Here is a 17,764-nt window from a genome sequence, read left to right as displayed (position 1 = left end):
AACTGACTCATCACGTGGAAGGAAAAATGCAGCAGGTCGGAATTTATGAGCAGCTGGTAACGCAGCTTATTGAGAGCCGTATTGATCGAGAAAGATTTTATGTTGGCGAGCGGACGCTTACCAGCAACGAGGCGTCAGTTTGGTTGTCTCGCTTTTTATCGCATGTTTTGCACCATGTGCTCGACGCCGTGCCTGCCAGTGATGATCGCCTAGAGCAGCAAATCACACTATCCAACCAATTCTTGCTGTGGCTGAAAACCCAGATCCACGATAAAGACATTATCGACGATAATTTGCTCGCGAGTCAGGGGAAAATCCTGACGGCCCTTTATGAGTTTGAAAACCCGATAGCATCTGATTTAGCGCGTTATGTGCAAGATGTTTTCCCACTCACTGGCTTAACGCAAAGTGAGCTTTTTTGTGGCAGTAATGCGGGTCTTTCACTGGAGTCAGAGCTGAAAAGAGAGATTTTATCCGCAGACAGAATTTATTGGTTGGTGTCATTCATCAAATGGGCGGGGATAAGAATTTTCCGAAAAGAGCTGGAAGCCTTTACCCGCAGTGGTCGCGAGTTAAAGGTCATCACCACATCATACATGGGCGCGACAGACGCGAAAGCGGTGGAGTATTTAGCTAGCCTACCTAATACCGAGGTGAAGCTAAGCTACAACACTGAGCGCGAGCGTCTTCACGCAAAAAGCTATTTGTTTCTGCGCGAGACCGGCTATCACACCGGTTATATCGGATCGTCAAACCTCTCTCATTCTGCACTGACGAATGGCTTGGAGTGGAACCTCAAAATTACCTCGCAAGAAATTCCCCATATTATCAATAAATCACTCAGCACCTTTGAAACCTATTGGGCCTCGAATGAATTTGAGCGATTTGACGGAGATGTAAAAAGTACCGAAAAACTGAATCAAGCTCTTCGGCAGCAGCGCGGTGGCGAAGAAGATGGTGCTACGTTTTTCTTCGACCTCTCTCCTTTCCCTCACCAGAAGGAGATTTTGGAGCAGCTGACGGTTGAGCGCCAGACGCATCAACGTTTTCGCAATTTAGTGGTGGCGGCAACAGGCACTGGTAAGACACTGATCTCTGCGTTTGATTTTGCCCGTTTTTTGAAAAAACACCCTGATGCCAACTTTTTATTTGTGGCCCATCGTGAAGAAATCCTTAAGCAAGCGCGTGCGGCCTATCGAGGGGTATTACGTAACAGCACCTTTGGCGAGCTGTGGGTCGGTGGTCACACGCCAGATCATTACTGTCAGCTGTTTGTCTCGATTCAAACATTGAACAACCAGCTCGATACGCTCAACTTGACGGCCGATTACTATGACTACATTGTGATTGATGAAGTGCATCATATTGCCGCGAGCAGTTATCGAGCGGTTTTGAACCACTTTTCGCCGTCAATACTACTGGGTCTGACGGCGACACCCGAGCGTTACGATGGCGGCGATATTCTCGCGGATTTTGGTGGCGTTATTGCGGCTGAGATTCGGTTGCCAGAGGCGATTAATCGTCGTCATCTTTGCCCATTCCAATATTTTGGTATTGATGATGATACCGATCTACGGACCATTCCTTGGCAGCGTGGCCGCTATGATATTGCACAGCTGACCAACCTCTATACCTCCAACCAAGCGCGGGTGGATAAGATATTGCTCAGCATGAACGAGATCATCACGGATCTTAGCCGTATGAAAGCACTTGCTTTTTGTGTGAGTAAAGAACACGCTCAATACATGGCTCAACAGTTCTCACTGCAAGGGCTTAAGGCGGATGTGTTGACCAGCGACAATCGGCATGAACGCCAGCGAAAGCAGCAATCGCTGCGCGTCGGTGAGATCAATGTGCTTTGTGTGGTTGATATTTTCAACGAGGGGGTCGATATCCCTGAAGTGGATACCTTATTGTTTCTGCGTCCCACCGAGAGTTTAACCATTTTCCTTCAGCAGCTAGGCCGCGGTTTACGGTTAGCCGAGGGCAAAGAGTGCTGTACCGTCCTGGACTTTGTCGGTCATTCGCGTCCCGAGTATGACTTTGCAAACAAGTTTCGGGCGCTGGTGGGCAAGAGCACTCGAGCGATCAATCGCGAGATTGAACAAGGCTTCCCCCATGCGCCTTTGGGCTGTCGTATTGAGCTTACTAAGCGCACCCAAGAAATGGTCTTGGATAACATCCGCAAAGCGTCGCTAACGCTAAGGCGCTTAGTGGCAATGGTTCGGCAATATCCTCAGCACACCCACCTGCCGCTGACGCTAGCGAACTTCCTAACCTTGTATCCGCATATTGATTTGAACGAACTATACAAGCGAGGCTGCTGGTCAGAATTGGTGTACAAAGCAGATCTGCAGGTCAATGATTCTCCTGTTGATGAAAGTGCACTTAAAGCAATCAAGAAGGCGATTTTTCAGCGGATTTTAACCACGGATGATCATGCGTATCTAGAGTTTTTAAAGCAGCTTTGCCAAACAGATTTTGCGCCTGATACGGGTAGCGAACGGCATCGACTTATGTGCCATTATGATGTTTGGCAACAAACAGGGCCAGTTCTTGGCTTTTCATCCATTGCGCAAAGCTTTGCCGCGTTAAAACGGCTGGGCATCAAAGCAGAATTAATGGATGTGGTGAACTGGAAATTGTCACAAACCAAGCACGAGCAGTTAAGGATGGACGATTTGCCTGATGTGCCATTACGGCTTCATGCTCGATATGCGCGTGAGCAAATTCTAGTTGGGTTTGGTGCTACCACTTTGGAGCGGCAGCCACCTGCACGAGAGGGGCTTTATGCGCTTAAAGATCAAAATATCGAACTGTTATTTGTCACCTTGGATAAAAATGAAAAGCAATTTTCCCCGACGACCATGTATCACGATTATGCGATCAACGCATCACGCTTTCACTGGCAGTCGCAAAACAGCTCGCGCCCTGATAAAGGCCGAGGAAAAGATTACATTCAACATCAAAAGATAGGGAAGCGCCTGTTTTTGTTTGTACGTGAGCAAACGAAGGATGAATTCGGGCGTACCATGGGGTTTGTGAATTTTGGCGAAGTGAATTATATCTCGCACACCGGATCTCAGCCGATGGATATTACGTGGGAGCTAGCCACTCCGATGCCAAACTTTATGTGGCAGCAAGCGGCGAAGTTGGCAGTAGGCTAGGTGCCGATGCGTGTCTTTTGTCGCCACGAGCCTCAAATGTAGGGCAAATAATGGCTGAGCGAGTATAGGGTGAGCAGATAGAGGCAGCTCAATGTATAGCGCTCGAGCTATCTCTATCTGTCTGAATGTCAGTGCTGAGAATCGCTAGTGATTACTCAATATTCTGGATCTGCTCGTGGAGTGAAAAGTATATGAATATATAAATCAATTGGTTATATGCATTTTTTGCCATGATTTAATGTTCATACTTACCAGTTCACTCACCATTTGGCAAAAGTGAAACAATACCAGTTTAAAGCGACATTCACGCGCAATCATACCGGAAGTGTAGGAGAGGAATAAAGTTTCATACTCGTTATAACTCACTTCTGGACATTTCCGAGTTAGGTACTTAAGTAGAGATTTACCGTTCGGATAACATTTTGTACTGCAAAACACCGAGTGGCAGTTCCGTGTAGCCGAATAAAAACTCATCTACATGGCGATTTAGGGTATAGTGGTGAATCAATTTCTCATGGCTATCAATAAATCTAACTAGCTTTCGTCAATACCGATACGCCTACCCCGGATGACATGGTAGACATATCCATGTAGTACCAGATAAAAAATGCCCCGAGAATCCGGGGCATCGAGCTTTTACAACCTAGAAGAGATTTTTCAATCCCGTCTTAATTGATTCCGTGACAATGGTGGTTAACGCTTTGGCTGGTAACTTCTTCAAGTCATCTTCAAAGTGTTTACCAACCTCACTTTTAGTTAGGGTGCTTAGTCGCTCTCGCCCTTTAGCAGTCAGCCAAAACATCTTGCAGCAGAGTTCGATGTCCCAAGCATCACCATAACTATCAAACATAACACCGGCTTCACCCATGGTCTTGTAGGGCGTCAGGTCGCAATCGACAATCAATCCCTCTTCAACGAGGAGCTGGAAGTGAAGATGGAACTTCGCATCCAATCGGCATTCATATCCATTGTTGTTTAAGTAGACCTTGATACCTAGGGCTTCTAGATCTTTAACAGTGGTGAGGTTCTTATCGTTTTCCTCAATAGCTATAAGTAGCTCTCGTAAGTATAAATTTTCTATGCTCATTTATTTTTTTTTTAGCACAGATCTAATACTTATTTTTTGATGGCTCTGTCAAACGGATCGACAAAGAAAACTAAAAAAATTCTTTCTGTAGCGATATCTGAGAGCTTTTTAGAGGGGTGTAAAATAGGGATTTTATAGTGACTGTGACATATCCCCCCAATTTGTCTGACTCCATGCCTCGCTAGTCCCCTATCTATAAGGTATTGTTAACCAAGAGTCTTAAAAGACCCTTAGTCCATAAAATGAAAATATATATAGCGCAGTGTGACATCATGAGTTTATTAGAAGATATCTTGAAGGAAATAGGTCCCTGTCTAAGTACGGACTTGGTACAAGAACTGGTTGATAGACACCATCTATCTCATGATGCAGCTCGCAAGCGGGTTTCGAGAGCAGGTAAAGATATATATCGTCTAGAAGGGTTACCTTTCCCTCGCAATGTGAAATTTGTGTATCTAAAAAAGGACTATCGTTCTCCTTACTTCTGGGGAGCATTGTATTCTGCATTTAAAGATACGAACTCTGCTTATTGGTATGCAATTGCAGCACTTAAAGAGCGTGATGGAGTGATGCCTTACGAGCACTTTTTGATTTCATGCGGTGCGCCCGTACGACAGCAAAAGCATATACCACCTGAAAAAATCATCGAACGTCTTGAGATGCACGAAATTCTGTCGGTTCGTGATTTAGATGGCTTTGGGCGATGTGTTGTGCTTACTCAGTATGAGCAAGACTTGGATTTCATTCTTCCGGACATTAGAGCAAGATTGATAGCTGAAAAGCTCCTCATAAGTGCAGTATCTCAATGGGCGAAGAATTTAGGTTTAGTCAGTTACAACCTTTTCAAAGATCGTGATGAGGAAGAGTTACCTACGGTAAGCACAACAGTTTGGGATATGGCTGGACCATCTTATATATCACCCTTGGTTGATATCGGGCAGAACGACAAGATAAAGCCTGGCTTTTTCGCTTGCGACATCCTATTGAACAAGAAAGTCAGCGATGATGGTATTCAGCCGTTTTTGAGGAAGTGTAAAACGTTAAGGGGGCTGCCTAATGTTGGTCGTTGTATGCAGATGTTTGTTGCCAACGAGTACAAATCTGATGCTTTCAAGCTGGCGAAAGAAGCCGGAGTTTTACCTGCTACAGTGGAAAGTCTTTTTGGTCGTGATGTTGCTAAGGGATTGGTCAACTTACTGCGAACCCTAGAGAGTGCTGCTCAAGCTGTCATTATAGAGCCAGAGAGATTCAATCAATTGTTCGATCAGTTGGGCAAAATAGAAGGTGCTGTTGGAAATCTCAGAGGCGTATTGTTTGAGTATTTCTCTGCAAGCGTTGTTCAGAAGGCTTATCGAACCAACTATGTCCGGTTAAATGAGGTTTGCAAAACACAGGATGGTAGCCGAGCAGAGTCAGATATTATTGCTGAACTGCACTCAGGGGAGATTCTGTTTATTGAGTGTAAAGGTCATCAACCCAATGGCACAGTGTCATTTGATGAGATTAAAAGGTGGCTTCAGGTTCGGGTGCCAACTCTCAGAAAATATGCACTGGAGCATCCAGACTGGAAGAGGAAGAACTTATATTTTGCACTGTGGACGTCCGGAGGGTTTTCCGAAGAATCGTTAGAGCTTTTGTCTCGGGCAAAAGAGAGTACCAGTAAGTACAAGTTAGATTACTTTGATGCAGAAGATGTTCTCAAAATCGTCCATAGCTGTAACGACAAAGAAATGCTCAAGACTTACTTTAAGTGCTTCCTTGATTATCCGCTGAAGAAGCTAGAGAAAGATTGGTTAAACGCCCTCGATAGCGAGAGCGTTTGAGTACAGATATCAGTATTACCAAATAGGTGCTGTTGCTGCATCGTAGAACTTAACTTCTAATCCCGGGCGCTCTATGAATGCTTTGGCGTTAGCTCTTGTACGAGTGTTGGCAGGAGAGTCCTTATCACCAAAGATACTTACGAAAACTTTCGACACATTGCTTGCTTTGATTTGGTCGAAAATATGCTTATCGTTTTCATCCATTGAATGACCGTGGATAAATAGCACACCATCAAGCTGCTTTAGAGCTTTATAGCCTGCATTCAAATATGGGTTGTGCTCGATTTTATGAAGTTTTTTCTCGTGACTAGGTTCAGAAACGAACAGGGGGAACTTGCCGTTATCTAGGTTGTTTCTTACTTGGTCGACGATACTAGTGTCAGTGGCAGCTCTGAACGTATGTTTCTTGATAGCAGAACCTGAATCGTAGAGGTGTAGTCCACCATGCAGGAAGTAAACATCTTGCTCATCGGTGTTTTCCCATTCGGGACCACGGAAACCATCGTCGGTAATGTACCCGAAAGGTTCGATATCGTTCTTGTTAACAATCCAATAGAGCAAGAGGTCGTAGTTCAAGGTAAAAATGTTGTCGAACTGGTTGATAAAGCTCTTTGCTGATTCAAATTGTGCAGTGGTTACTCGGCTAGAACGTGCTGGGTGAGTTCTAGAGATAACGTCAATTAGTGCATCTTTTAATTGTTCTTGGTCAGATCTTATTTCATCTAACTTTGCTCTATCAACACCGTAAGCATCACCTATAATCTCAGCCGCTTCGAGACTTCGCATTACTTGCTCAAAGTCATAGGTTTCAAAACGATTAAAGATATCTCTTAGCTGCGCATCTCGAGCACCGAACTGTGCTTCGGTGAATAGGTTTTGATAGTTGAATATGTCTCTATCCCAAGCTTGTGAAAAGCCATTTGCTAGTAGGATGGACGGTTCTTGTCCTTCATCTAGCGAATCCAACCTTTCTTGAAAAGACTTTAGTGGCATAGCCTTGTTCTCTTTGTGTGTATTGCTATGCAACTTTATTATTTTCCTACAATCAGGTCTACCTAGGTTCAAAAATTTGGATAACTTCAAGTTGGGAAAATATACTTCAAACTTATCTTGAAGATTGTTTACTCTAAATAGTTTTGGGGCAAGGACGAGTTACTCAGGTTCGTGTGTAACCCTCCCCAAAAAACTGGTCATTAGCAATTAGAGGTTTTCCGTTTACACTGAAACAAACGGAGAACGCATGATGAAAAAATCACGCTACACAGAAACACAAATCGTAAAGATCTTGAAGGAAGTCGAAGCAGGCCGAAAGGTCAACGAAGTCTGTCGCGAATATGGCATCTCTGATGCGACATACTACAACTGGAAGTCCAAGTATGGTGGGATGGAAGCGTCAGATGTTAAACGGCTTAAAGAGCTTGAGGATGAGAATCGGAGGCTCAAGCAAATGTTTGCCGACCTAAGCCTTGAGCACCGTATCGTTAAAGATATTCTGGAAAAAAAGCTGTAGGGCCAGCGGTTAAGCGCGAGCTTGTCGATTACGCTCGCAAACACTATCAGGTCAGTTTGCGAATGGCCTGCCGCGTAGTTGGCATTAGCGACTCAGTCTATCGTTACCGACCAGATCCGCATCGGGATGATGAGGTTATCGCGACGTTGCAGGACGCAGCAGAGCGTTATCCTGCCTACGGTTTTGGAAAATTATTTAAAGTACTTAGGCGCTGGGGACACCGATGGAATCATAAACGAGTCCATCGAGTGTACTGTTCGCTCAAGCTAAACCTACGGCGCAAGGGAAAAAATCGCCTACCAAAACGAAATCCAGCACCACTGGCATGTCCAGAGTCGATCAACAGTTGTTGGTCTATCGATTTCATGAGTGACTCTTTGCTCTGCGGCAGGCGCTTTCGTACGTTCAATGTCGTGGACGATTTCAACCGTGAGGTGCTAGCGATTGAAGTAGATCTCAATCTGCCAGCACCACGCATTATAAGGGTGCTAGAACGCATTATTGCTTGGCGAGGGTACCCCAGTAAGCTGCGCATGGATAATGGCCCTGAATTCATCTCGACCACGCTGGCTGAATGGGCGGAAGAGAACGCAGTTGAGTTGGAATTTATTCGCCCAGGCAAACCAACGGAGAACTCCTATATAGAGCGATTTAACCGAACTTATCGGACAGAAATACTCAACATGTACGTGTTCAAAACCTTGAGTGAAGTTCGAGACCTGACAGAAAAATGGATGAAGGAATACAACGATGAACGCCCTCATGACTCACTCGATGATCTGACTCCTTGGGAGTATTTAGCAAGGCATGAAAGTAGGAAAAACTCTAATTTAGAATGCCACTAAAACAGGGAGGGTTACACGTGCTGATAAGCCCTCTGCCACCTCTAACTAATCACACCGTAGTTCAGCGCGGGTTGGCAACGCATCCAAGAAATCAGGTAATTTTTTGTTAAAGTTTGTTTTTTCAAAACCAAAGAGAGAAAAATAGTAGATAGCTCTTAGTAATGTTTCCGAACAAAAATCAATGGCACAAAAATCCAATCTCTCATCGACTGATGAGCCATGAACGATTTTTGAACGTGCTTTGTAGAGTTGTGTTGCTTTACTTTCAATTAAATCACTAAGCCCACTGTGAGTAATATTTAAATGAGTAACTCTTTGTTTGAATAACTTTGTAAGATCACCATCATGAAAATTGACCAAGGCTTCCATTGAACTGACTAGCTTTTGTATTTTCTGATAGAAGTTAGGTTCTATAGTAGCATCTCCATACCATAGTAAAGATCGTTCTAAACGCTCTACGACCCTCTGACTAGAAAAGTGGGGGATCAAAAGCAATTCTGGTATCTGAAATACAGTGTCTATAAGGTTTTTTTCAGAAGATCTACCCTCATGAAAGGCTTCCCAAAATAGTTCAGAATCAAACTGAAAAGAGTGAAACTGACGAGTAGTCGTATTGCTCATATTGTTTCTGTCTTTTCCAGATCTGTAAAAGTCAAATAGGTGACTATTTCTATCATTGGACGCCAGTAGTGGAATTGCTCTGGGTGATAATCGGGTGGCTAAGAGTTTCAATGCGTTATAAGTAGCATCTCTCGCTTTTTCTGCCAGTTGTCGTGCTAAATTCTCACTGCATTGTGTTTGTACAGAAACTTCGAGGTAATAGTTACAGTCAAATGTTCTTGTATCTTTAAATTGCGTTAGCTGCCTTTCTGTCAAAACACTTTCGTCTACAGGTAGCAATTGGATACTTTTGCTTAGTCGTAATTTTTCGTTCAAGTTAAATATCGTAACTGGGAACTGAAAAACAGAACGAGTAAATTCTTTTTTGAAGGCAGACACTCGACGACTTACAATTTCGTTTAATGTTTGAAGCCGAACATCGAATTGCTCTTCGTTATGCATAATGCTTCGAGCAAAGCCATCCAGATCAGAATTAACATACTCATACACTATCGCTTCTATGATAGGGTTTAGTTCATAGGATAAACAGTTTAGGCTTCTCTTATGTATAAGCGTCGCTAATTCTCTAACTAGTGATAGGGAGCACGCTGTATGATGCAACTGGAAAATGCAAGGTTCCTGACTCTTCCTTTTCGCTCTCATTTCTTCCTTTAAGTCATTAGGGGCATCAATGCATGTAAATATTAAATTGTCCTTTTGCACCTCTTGGTAGTAAACGTTAGGGTCATCTATCCAAACTTTATATGTACGAGCTAGCTCCGTTAACAGTTTTGAAAATGCTTTACGTTCATTCACTGATAGTTTCATCAAACCCGAACCTCTATCGATCATTTTCTGCTCAAACAAAAAATTAACACTCAAATTTTAGCCCCATTCGCATAGACACATTACTGGTATTACGAAAAGTAAGTCAAATGAGGCTTAGGTGAAGTGTGTGTTCCACAGTCGAAACAAGGAATGGGGCAGAAGTGCGTTGCAGTTATTAAATGGGGAAGTGCTTTTCCTCATACTCTTCAACCATTGCCGCTAGCCTTTCTAGCTCTTCACCTTCAGGAGTGCCAGGTTCGACCGCATCAAACAGTGATTCGATTCGCTTCAACGCGGCCTTGTAATCACTCTCAGAGATTTCAAGGCCCAACTCATCCAATGTTACCTCGGCTAGATCATCACTATGCGCAGTATGGGGTGTCATCCCCTCCAGCAGTCCTTTTTCAGACAACCTTTTTTTGCTCATAGTACGCCTTTTCATTCAAAATGAGATTAGATTATTTATAGCATACTGAGTTATTCGTTATAGCGTAAGGGGGGGCCTGAAACGAAATGGGGCATTTTCGATTTAGGAATGACAGCGTATCGACTGTGATCGCTGCCATTTTAGTCTGATACTTTAATACTTAGTATGAACCGTTATTACTCTCTTACAGCAAGGCTTATCGTTGTGTTGTTACTTTTGCATCCAAGCTAGAATGTCTGACAGCAACCAGACCGTGCTTCCTCCAACTCTTTTCCTTTTGGGTACTTGACCAGCTTTTTCCAGTCTCCACCAAGTTGTTCTGCTAATCGATGTTATGCGCTCTCGCTCGTTTTCTTTTACAAAACGTTCAGATTCACGGTAGGCACAGAGAAGTGCTCCGCGCTCGTCTGCTCGCGGGGGAGCGTATCTATTAGCTTGCTTCATAGATACCCCCTTGCTTGTTACGTAGCAACCACTGGTCTATTTCTGTGCGTTTGAAGTAGACCCGTTTGCCCATCGGCTTGAAAAACGGGATCAGTTTTCTATGGGTTAGCTTGTAGAGATATGATACGGAAAGCCCGGTGTATTGTGCGCACTCGTTTATAGTCATGACTTCTTTTGTCATGGCCTTTAATGAGCTGATATTTTCAAACATTTCAGCAAGTTGATTTTCAGTCATTTTCTTCCCTTCACTTACTTTACTTGCTGTTATTTTCTCATTTGTTCCTTCAGTATATTGACTCTCAAACTGCCCAATACGGACACATTGAGCGTTATTTGACTCAGTGTTTATCCCGTTTTCTGTAAAGGTACAGACTACCTACAGTTACTACTGTAAAGAAGGCAAATAATCCCAAGATTCCCCAGATCAACGGCGTCATCCGTCATCCCTCTCGTTATCTAACATCTATCGTTTATAATAGCTTGGTCTTAAAAGGAGGTCATTATGGCAAGAACGTTAGAGCAGATTCTAGATCAGGAGAAACCAGATGTTGTTCAGCAAGCGAATGAAAAAGCAAAGGAAATTATAAAAGATATTGATGAGAAGGCTGAGGCGTCAGCCGTTGGCGATAAATCAGACGGCTGACGAAGAAGTGGATGCAAAACTTTCACATGTGAAAGTTTTGAGCCTGTTGTGACTCAGGTTCTTCAACAACCTTGATCTTGCGACCAGCCGGTGCATAAAACAGATACCATCCCCCAAACTCAGTGGTTTGTTCCGCTAGAACATCTCCCTTTTCAGCGTCAACGAGAGCGACTCGAATTCCGTCTCGATCAAGCTGGCCCTCAATTTCCCTAACTTCAGACAAAGGCAGGCGAAGATGGTTTATCCCTCCACGAACTAGCTGATCTGACTGAATAGACTTGTACCGAGGCGATAACCCGAAATCTCCAGATACTTCTATATTGTACCGACGGTACGGAGTCAGAGAGTCAACAATGGCCGGAGTTTTCACTTGGCGACCATCCACACTAGCGACAACCCCCTTAACGTCCGGCTCATCTTCCTGGCAAATACCATCGGCATTAAGATCCCGACAGGTGGACAACATGAGAGTGGCTTGACCTCGCTGGGGAGTTCTCTGAAATCCCGTGCGGCCAAAGCTACCACTAATTGATAAAGTAATGTTATTACCAGCACTAGGCGAATGGTTGAACGAAGCAGATAGAGTTGCAAATTTCCAGTTCCAAAGATCAGCGCGCAAGCCTTGTTGCTGGCCTTCCCATCCATGCCCAAAATTGCTCGCCGTGTAGCGGTAGGTGAGACTCCCCAAGCTGAATCGTTTTGATATCTCTCCATTGAAACGTTCTATATCTCTAATACCATTAATATCTTTACTTTCGTGCTCATAAAACGCCAAAACTTGCCAACCCGCCTCCATGCTAGCAAGCATCCGCCCTCCAAAGATGTTGGATCTGACACCATTGGCTAAACGATTCGAATAGTATGGAGATAAAGATATTGATGTATTCAGTGTCTCAAGGCGCGGGCTGTGATACGTGCGTAGCGTCGTTTCCTGAGTTTCATAGCCGCCGTGCGTGCGGGAAGAATACTGAATAGTTGGTTGGAACAGAGAGCGTGATGAAACACTAACAGAGCGTAATTGATAGTTGTCTAAATCACTTAATTTCCCAAAGATCGCAAGATTGTCATCCTGCCAAGAGCCGCTCAGAGCGTATCCACTACTGCCATACCAAGCAGGCTCAATTGAAAAGTCATCTCTTGAATATAAAGCAGAAAAATACTGTCTTTCCTGCTCGTCCTGACCAGCGAAAAGTGACAATTCATTGGTCACTCCGTAACTCAAGCGTCCAATTAACTTGCTTTCATCCGTGGTTGGAGACTTACCTAGAGCCGCTTGATAGTTGAACCCTCCCACAGGGGCAAGTCGTCCCGAAATGGCTCTTTCTACTGTTTTGGTGTCCGTTGTGCCATCTGGCAATACAGCGTCAAATTTATATAGATTATTGCTGTAATCCAGTTCGATTTTGTAAGAGAACGGCTCACTATCCAGAACCAAGGATTGTAAATAGGTTCCGTCACGGTAAACATCTACCCGTGTTCCAACAGGCCAATAAAGCTCAATTTGGTCATTAGAAAATGATCCAGTAGCAAGTCTACTTTCATTCGTGAGAGAGAAACCATCCAGCCCGTAGCGCTGAACACGACCGACTTCAATGTCTTTGACATTGCTGTTCTCCTCGTCGTGCCACTGGCTGGAGAAATATGATTCTTGCCCTCCTAGTCCAGCTCTAATATCTACATCGAGGTTTCCGACTCGGCCTGTTCCCGTGATGCTACCCGAAATATCACCTTTGCTTTGATAGGTGAGAAAGTAGTCAAAGGATTTTGCATCCAGATTGGATACCTCTGGCTCAATTGTAACCTCTGGTTTGACCTTTCTGGCTTTGGCTACGTTGTTACGTGGGTAAAAGTAGATGGTTTGTTCTGACCAAACAATTTTTGCATGACCAAGGTTGTTTAGCCTTTCCAAGGGAAGTTGCTCTTTTGTGTTTACACCAGCAGCATGCCATAGCCCTGGTTCAGCAATGGCGCTATCTACTTCACGAGAAACAAGGTATTCCCCCTTGTTTTGTCCGTTCACGACAAACTTCATCAGGTAGTCATCCGCACGTGTTGGTGAGGTTGTAAGTGTGAAAGCTGCGGCCAAGACAGTGGGCACAAAAACTTTCACATGTGAAAGTTTTTTCTTCATCGAGAAACCTCCCTCACCGGGAGTCTGAGCGTGATTCTTGAGTGAACGCCTTGTTTTTCTTCGCTTTGTACGGCATATGAGAATGCCATCTTCGCGCCTGGTTTTAATACTTTCCCATTACTCTCACGTGCTTTTACTACTTGCCGCTCTCCTGGAAGAAGTTGGAAACGCCGGGGGAAGACTTGCAATCCATCCGGGGGAGTAATTCTCACGACTATTGGTGTATTTAAGGTATTTGCTACGGGGATTTCAGCAACCGCCTTGTGAGCGATGTCCACTTCGTGGATCTTGAGTTGGAAGGCTGATGCTGGTCTAGATAGAGATAGAAGCGCTACCATTGCTACCATCAAACCTGAATTAATAAGGGACTTCATTGGGACCTCTGTGAATGACAATGGTCAGGGCCAACGTTTTGCTGGCCCTGACACTCTGGAATTATTGGTAATCGACGGCGATATCGACGGTTCCAGAAAAGATCCCTTCTTCCCATGCACTGAGCTGCATGAATCCTGATGAGGCTGTGGCGGGTTGGCGATACGACCAGGCGATGTAAAGCTCGCCCGAAGATGAAGTGGTTGCTGTTAAAGGTGCAGCGTTTACACCGACTCCTGTTGATGTTTGCGCTATGGCATCCGAGCAATCTACGTTTGACGTATGAAGATCAATTTTAGGTGTGCCACTGAAGGTAAGAGTTGCTCCACCCGGAGCTGTTGGGTTGGATAGGTTAGTTATGGTAATCCCAACCGATTTGTTCATGTCTCCCGCCACTTTTAGGCAGCCTGGTTGTACCGTGTCCTCCGGATTTTGCGCCAAGTAAGTCGCCCAACTTTTTAAAGAAAAACCGCCAGTTGGGGCGGCTCCCGGCAGGCGTTCCAAGGTCATTGTGTATGGCTGAACTTCGACCACAGACAAAGCTGGCGGGGTTGCTGAAATTTGAGCCGTCCCGGTGCCTGTACCAGCATAAGCGGCGGCGGATGAAAGAGTAATAAATGCTGCGAGGGCAGCGTACTTAAATGGTTTCATTTCTAGTATCTCCATGTGGATATAAAATGCGTTTTTCGCATGGAGAATTTTGAAGCTGACAACCTGATATTTTGGCACGCCAAACTGCCCAATTTGGACAAAATATAAAAAAGATTGAGGTTACAATAATTACGGTATTATCGTAATTATGATAATTGCAGTAATTGAAATTTGTTCTGACGTAAAAAACTTAACTAAATGAAATAATTGACTTATTTTGTTTTTAGAGTTGTTGACAACTCCCCCCGTCTTGATATTATTTAAACAATGGTAGCTGGCCTTTAAACAGTATTTTCTTTTATGCCGGATGGGAACATTTCGGTCTATTCAATTAGCCCTCTCATGTATTAATGATAGGGACATCAGGAAAGGCATAGGGCCTTACCTGTTCATCGTTTTACACTTTGAACGGGGGCGTTATGCAATCCAACATCTTCAAACCTTTGCCATTTTTACCATCTCGACATCATCTTAATCGGTGGGCATTCGGCTATTATCTTGTAAAAAAAGGGTTTTCTACTTGTATTGTCATGGAAGAAACATCTTTTACTTACAAGCAAATCAGAAAAATAAGAGAAGATTTAGCCATTAAGGAACATCGCCGAGCGAGTTACGGGCAGGATATTCTGTCAAAGGAGGATTGGGTGAATTATTCATCTGCAATACAAATTTACTGTGAATTACGTGAGAAACTAACTCATCTTGAATCAGTTCTTGAAGCATATACATGGCTTAAAAGTAAAAAAAGCTTTGATATTTCAGGGTTCTACAAAGCTTGTGAGGAAATCAGTATAGGTGAGGCTTTTTTTTCTGAATGTGTTCACTGTAAAAGTGAAATATTCAGCGGTCCTGGGCTGAGAGATAAAGTTGTCAGTAAATGTTGCCCTGCGTGTGGAAAAAATAATTGGGAGCATCCAAAAACAGATCATCGTCTTGGACATATTGCTACCTGCCCTAAATCTGGTGACCAACAACCGTTGTTTTGAGGAGATTTGTTATGTATACACAAATTACAAAAATTGAAATGGTAATCGCTGGCTTACTAATCGCAAGTTTGTTCGGAGTGGACATAATTCGAATCGCCAGCAAGATATTTACCTCCATCTTAATAGCAAGCTTTTAAATTGGTGAGGTAGCTGGCCTCCCTAAACAAACAGCATATTAATTGATTTGGTAAGCGAAAACTTTCACATGTGAAAGTTCCACCGCGAGTTCATGCTTGGCATGAGCGACCTTGTAGGTTCCGGCCTGCCTGGTTAAAGCGTATCGCCATAACCCCCCGTTAATAAGGCGCGAATGGGGCGGAGTGCTGCTTCAATAGCCGCGATCGCAGTGCCTCAACTTTAATCGTTGAGGTTTGTTATGAACGTACAAATTCACCCTTCTTATTTCCGCAAGATTGTTTCGTCGGAACCATTTTCATTGATGCTCGATGTGGCGGCTGCAAGCGGCTCAATAACCCATAAGGCCTATGTGTGCCTGGTTATTGCACATTTCACCAAACTGCATCCAACCGCTATAAATCCAGCAGTAGAAGCTGAAATTAATCGTCGTTTTGTTATGAGCCCCGTCTGCGTCGCTGGAGGGGATAAATGAACAGTTTTTTAAACTCAGCGGACCTCGCCAGAGCAATTGATGGCCCACGGATCGCAATACCCCGTGCATCAATTCAAGCTCTGGGACTGGAAGCCGCTGCATTTTTACAACAAGCGTCGTTTCTAAGCAGCCTCAAGGCAGAAGCAGGTGGTTGGTTTGACCTACCTGCCGAGGGAGAGCCAGATCCTGAGGCTACCAACATTTTCGCAGAGCTCGGGAGCTGGCAAGCCTGCCTTGGAATTCAGAGAGATGCCCTCCGTAAAATCCGGCGCAAGCTTTGCGAAATGAGTTTGCTGGAGGAAAAACGAGCGGGGGTTCCCGCACGCTTGCACTACCGCGTAAACCACGACGCTTACCTGCGTTTTCTCGCTGATTGCGGCCAAAAAATCCAGAATGCGGAAAATCGCAAACTGGATAGCGATTATTCGCAAACTAGTTTGCACGGTTGTCGCACACAAGAATGCAAGGTTTCAGCAAACTATTCCAGAGAGATCCCAGAGAGCTTCAAAGATATTAATAACACCCGCTCTAAAGCGTGTTTTGATTTTGTTGATGCTCTTGTGTCGCGGGGAGTAGATCCGGTCCACGCCCGAGAGTGGCAAGCAATCCGTAAGAAAAAACGCGCGACCCTCACTGAGGAAGCTGTGCTGCTGGTAGAACGGGAGGCGGCGAAAGTTGGTGTCTGCCTAGGCGAGGCGATCGAAACGTGTGTTCTGAGGGGGTGGGCTGGCCTGAAGGCAGATAGGCTAACTCCCAGCAGCAACCGAAGCCCGCAAAATCGTTCGCTCATTGAAGACCTGACCGATACAAGCTGGGCACAAGGGGGATGGTAATGGCAGGGCGAAACATTGCTGAGATCATTTCACTGAATATTCATTCCCGACCAGAACAGTCTGAGGCATCTGAATTTAGCACATCTCAGCCAGAACTATCTCATCAGACTGACGATGATAAGAAGCTAATCGCAGCGGCAGGAGTTATCAACAAACTATTTGCTGAGCTACAAGCTTGTTTTCCAGCCTGGCGACAGACGTTCACATGCAAATCGGACATCGATGCAGCCAAGCGATCCTGGGCTCGCGGATTGGTTGAAGCGAAAATCACTACTGAAACACAGTTAAAATGTGGATTGGCAAAGGCTCGGCGCTCAGAATCCCCGTTTTGGCCGAGTGTTGGTCAGTTCATCAAGTGGTGCCAGCCAGATCCGGCGGAATTCGATTTGCCTACACCTGAAGCCGCCTTCCGGGAAGCGTCGCGAAATTCTCATCCGGCATCGGTTGACTGCAAATGGACGCATCCGGCTGTATACGTCGCCGCGAGGGAGGCAGGAAAGTTCGAGCTTGCCAATCTTCCTCGCGATAAAAGCTGGCCGCTTTTCCAGCGAGCGTACTCTATCACTGTTCGCCGAGTCTTGGAGGGGGAGGACCTCAGCGGCGAAATTCCGAAAGCCCTACCCCAAAAACGGGAACCGCGTTCGGTCGATCCAAAGGTAGCTCAGCAGCACATCGAGCGGTTGAAAAAGATGTTGAAGTGCGGCCAGTAAGCCTTCCTTAAATGAAAATTGGACAGAAACGGTTTAGATTTATAGCTCTAAACCGTTTATTTCAGATTAGAAGAAGTATCTTAAAACCTTAGCAACT

Annotated in this window: 17 protein-coding genes; 8 read left to right on the top strand and 9 right to left on the bottom strand. The window is 44.7% G+C overall.

The features are described 5' to 3' along the window. Positions 1-26 precede the first annotated feature (26 nt). A complete protein-coding gene (locus E8E00_RS12960) occupies positions 27-3,167 on the top strand; it encodes a DUF3427 domain-containing protein (RefSeq protein ID WP_096630479.1) in 3,141 nt (1,046 codons plus the stop codon). 643 nt (positions 3,168-3,810) lie between these two features. Here E8E00_RS12960 and E8E00_RS12955 read toward each other — a convergent pair. Next, on the bottom strand, positions 3,811-4,254 hold the full coding sequence (locus E8E00_RS12955) for a hypothetical protein (protein WP_096630481.1): 444 nt from the start codon (positions 4,252-4,254) through the stop codon (positions 3,811-3,813). Between the two features lie 272 nt (positions 4,255-4,526). Between E8E00_RS12955 and E8E00_RS12950 the strand changes: the two genes are divergently transcribed. Next, positions 4,527-6,077, top strand: coding sequence for a hypothetical protein (locus E8E00_RS12950; RefSeq protein WP_231494633.1), 1,551 nt, complete (start codon positions 4,527-4,529; stop codon positions 6,075-6,077). Positions 6,078-6,092: 15 nt separating this feature from the next. On the opposite strand, the gene E8E00_RS12945 is transcribed toward E8E00_RS12950, so the two are convergent. Beyond that, entirely contained in the window at positions 6,093-7,070 is a 978-nt protein-coding gene (locus tag E8E00_RS12945) for a DUF4917 family protein (protein ID WP_096630486.1), read from the bottom strand. A gap of 250 nt (positions 7,071-7,320) precedes the next feature. Between E8E00_RS12945 and E8E00_RS12940 the strand changes: the two genes are divergently transcribed. Further along, positions 7,321-8,432 (top strand): IS3 family transposase gene (locus tag E8E00_RS12940; RefSeq protein WP_240531955.1). Its coding sequence is split into 2 segments (ribosomal slippage): positions 7,321-7,573 and positions 7,573-8,432, totalling 1,113 coding nucleotides; the frame shifts between segments, so codons are not numbered across the junction. A 45-nt stretch (positions 8,433-8,477) separates the two neighbouring features. On the opposite strand, the gene E8E00_RS12935 is transcribed toward E8E00_RS12940, so the two are convergent. The 4 genes from E8E00_RS12935 to E8E00_RS12920 all read right to left on the bottom strand — a co-directional run bounded on the left by E8E00_RS12935 (position 8,478) and on the right by E8E00_RS12920 (position 10,966). Next, a complete protein-coding gene (locus tag E8E00_RS12935; protein ID WP_240531918.1) occupies positions 8,478-9,848 on the bottom strand; it encodes a HEPN domain-containing protein in 1,371 nt (456 codons plus the stop codon). Positions 9,849-10,035: 187 nt separating this feature from the next. Beyond that, complete coding sequence (locus E8E00_RS12930; RefSeq protein ID WP_096630488.1) at positions 10,036-10,287, bottom strand: hypothetical protein; 252 nt, start codon at positions 10,285-10,287, stop codon at positions 10,036-10,038. Positions 10,288-10,497: 210 nt separating this feature from the next. Next, positions 10,498-10,731: an AlpA family transcriptional regulator gene (locus tag E8E00_RS12925; protein ID WP_096630491.1), complete on the bottom strand. Its 234-nt coding sequence runs from the start codon at positions 10,729-10,731 to the stop codon at positions 10,498-10,500. Beyond that, positions 10,718-10,966: an AlpA family transcriptional regulator gene (locus tag E8E00_RS12920; protein ID WP_096630493.1), complete on the bottom strand. Its 249-nt coding sequence runs from the start codon at positions 10,964-10,966 to the stop codon at positions 10,718-10,720. The genes E8E00_RS12925 and E8E00_RS12920 overlap by 14 nt, the downstream gene beginning before the upstream one ends. A gap of 267 nt (positions 10,967-11,233) precedes the next feature. On the opposite strand from E8E00_RS12920, the gene E8E00_RS17175 reads away from it, so the two are divergent. Further along, on the top strand, positions 11,234-11,374 hold the full coding sequence (locus E8E00_RS17175; protein WP_168174062.1) for a hypothetical protein: 141 nt from the start codon (positions 11,234-11,236) through the stop codon (positions 11,372-11,374). A gap of 22 nt (positions 11,375-11,396) precedes the next feature. Here the strand turns inward: E8E00_RS17175 and E8E00_RS12915 are convergent, their stop codons facing one another. The 3 genes from E8E00_RS12915 to E8E00_RS12905 form a co-directional block, all read right to left on the bottom strand. Continuing rightward, the gene (locus E8E00_RS12915) at positions 11,397-13,505 is read right to left on the bottom strand and encodes a hypothetical protein (protein WP_096630495.1); all 2,109 of its coding nucleotides are present in this window, start codon (positions 13,503-13,505) and stop codon (positions 11,397-11,399) included. Continuing rightward, positions 13,502-13,879: a hypothetical protein gene (locus E8E00_RS12910; RefSeq protein WP_096630498.1), complete on the bottom strand. Its 378-nt coding sequence runs from the start codon at positions 13,877-13,879 to the stop codon at positions 13,502-13,504. Before E8E00_RS12910 ends, E8E00_RS12915 begins: the two co-directional genes overlap by 4 nt. A gap of 61 nt (positions 13,880-13,940) precedes the next feature. Continuing rightward, positions 13,941-14,606: a hypothetical protein gene (locus E8E00_RS12905; protein WP_240531919.1), complete on the bottom strand. Its 666-nt coding sequence runs from the start codon at positions 14,604-14,606 to the stop codon at positions 13,941-13,943. A gap of 341 nt (positions 14,607-14,947) precedes the next feature. Between E8E00_RS12905 and E8E00_RS12900 the strand changes: the two genes are divergently transcribed. From E8E00_RS12900 to E8E00_RS12885, 4 genes are all read left to right on the top strand, one after another. Next, the gene (locus E8E00_RS12900; RefSeq protein WP_072036830.1) at positions 14,948-15,514 is read left to right on the top strand and encodes a hypothetical protein; all 567 of its coding nucleotides are present in this window, start codon (positions 14,948-14,950) and stop codon (positions 15,512-15,514) included. A gap of 376 nt (positions 15,515-15,890) precedes the next feature. Continuing rightward, a complete protein-coding gene (locus E8E00_RS12895; protein WP_096630503.1) occupies positions 15,891-16,124 on the top strand; it encodes a hypothetical protein in 234 nt (77 codons plus the stop codon). Further along, positions 16,121-16,957: a hypothetical protein gene (locus tag E8E00_RS12890; RefSeq protein WP_096630506.1), complete on the top strand. Its 837-nt coding sequence runs from the start codon at positions 16,121-16,123 to the stop codon at positions 16,955-16,957. Before E8E00_RS12895 ends, E8E00_RS12890 begins: the two co-directional genes overlap by 4 nt. Continuing rightward, complete coding sequence (locus E8E00_RS12885; protein ID WP_205907382.1) at positions 16,957-17,667, top strand: replication protein P; 711 nt, start codon at positions 16,957-16,959, stop codon at positions 17,665-17,667. The genes E8E00_RS12890 and E8E00_RS12885 overlap by 1 nt, the downstream gene beginning before the upstream one ends. Positions 17,668-17,764 lie beyond the last annotated feature (97 nt).

Origin of the sequence: Salinivibrio sp. YCSC6, assembly GCF_004916735.1 — a bacterium.
GTDB classification, from domain to species: domain Bacteria; phylum Pseudomonadota; class Gammaproteobacteria; order Enterobacterales; family Vibrionaceae; genus Salinivibrio; species Salinivibrio proteolyticus.
This window is presented reverse-complemented; position numbering and strand designations above follow the sequence as displayed.

What these genes read in the sequence shown, in the direction of transcription:
- E8E00_RS12910 (WP_096630498.1), bottom strand. Translation starts at nt 13,879, where the DNA reads ATGAAGTCCCTTATTAATTCAGGTTTGATGGTAGCAATGGTAGCGCTT.
- E8E00_RS12960 (WP_096630479.1), top strand. Translation starts at nt 27, where the DNA reads ATGCAGCAGGTCGGAATTTATGAGCAGCTGGTAACGCAGCTTATTGAG.
- E8E00_RS12930 (WP_096630488.1), bottom strand. Translation starts at nt 10,287, where the DNA reads ATGAGCAAAAAAAGGTTGTCTGAAAAAGGACTGCTGGAGGGGATGACA.
- E8E00_RS12920 (WP_096630493.1), bottom strand. Translation starts at nt 10,966, where the DNA reads ATGACTGAAAATCAACTTGCTGAAATGTTTGAAAATATCAGCTCATTA.
- E8E00_RS17175 (WP_168174062.1), top strand. Translation starts at nt 11,234, where the DNA reads ATGGCAAGAACGTTAGAGCAGATTCTAGATCAGGAGAAACCAGATGTT.
- E8E00_RS12950 (WP_231494633.1), top strand. Translation starts at nt 4,527, where the DNA reads ATGAGTTTATTAGAAGATATCTTGAAGGAAATAGGTCCCTGTCTAAGT.
- E8E00_RS12945 (WP_096630486.1), bottom strand. Translation starts at nt 7,070, where the DNA reads ATGCCACTAAAGTCTTTTCAAGAAAGGTTGGATTCGCTAGATGAAGGA.
- E8E00_RS12885 (WP_205907382.1), top strand. Translation starts at nt 16,957, where the DNA reads ATGGCAGGGCGAAACATTGCTGAGATCATTTCACTGAATATTCATTCC.
- E8E00_RS12915 (WP_096630495.1), bottom strand. Translation starts at nt 13,505, where the DNA reads ATGAAGAAAAAACTTTCACATGTGAAAGTTTTTGTGCCCACTGTCTTG.
- E8E00_RS12925 (WP_096630491.1), bottom strand. Translation starts at nt 10,731, where the DNA reads ATGAAGCAAGCTAATAGATACGCTCCCCCGCGAGCAGACGAGCGCGGA.
- E8E00_RS12900 (WP_072036830.1), top strand. Translation starts at nt 14,948, where the DNA reads ATGCAATCCAACATCTTCAAACCTTTGCCATTTTTACCATCTCGACAT.
- E8E00_RS12955 (WP_096630481.1), bottom strand. Translation starts at nt 4,254, where the DNA reads ATGAGCATAGAAAATTTATACTTACGAGAGCTACTTATAGCTATTGAG.
- E8E00_RS12895 (WP_096630503.1), top strand. Translation starts at nt 15,891, where the DNA reads ATGAACGTACAAATTCACCCTTCTTATTTCCGCAAGATTGTTTCGTCG.
- E8E00_RS12890 (WP_096630506.1), top strand. Translation starts at nt 16,121, where the DNA reads ATGAACAGTTTTTTAAACTCAGCGGACCTCGCCAGAGCAATTGATGGC.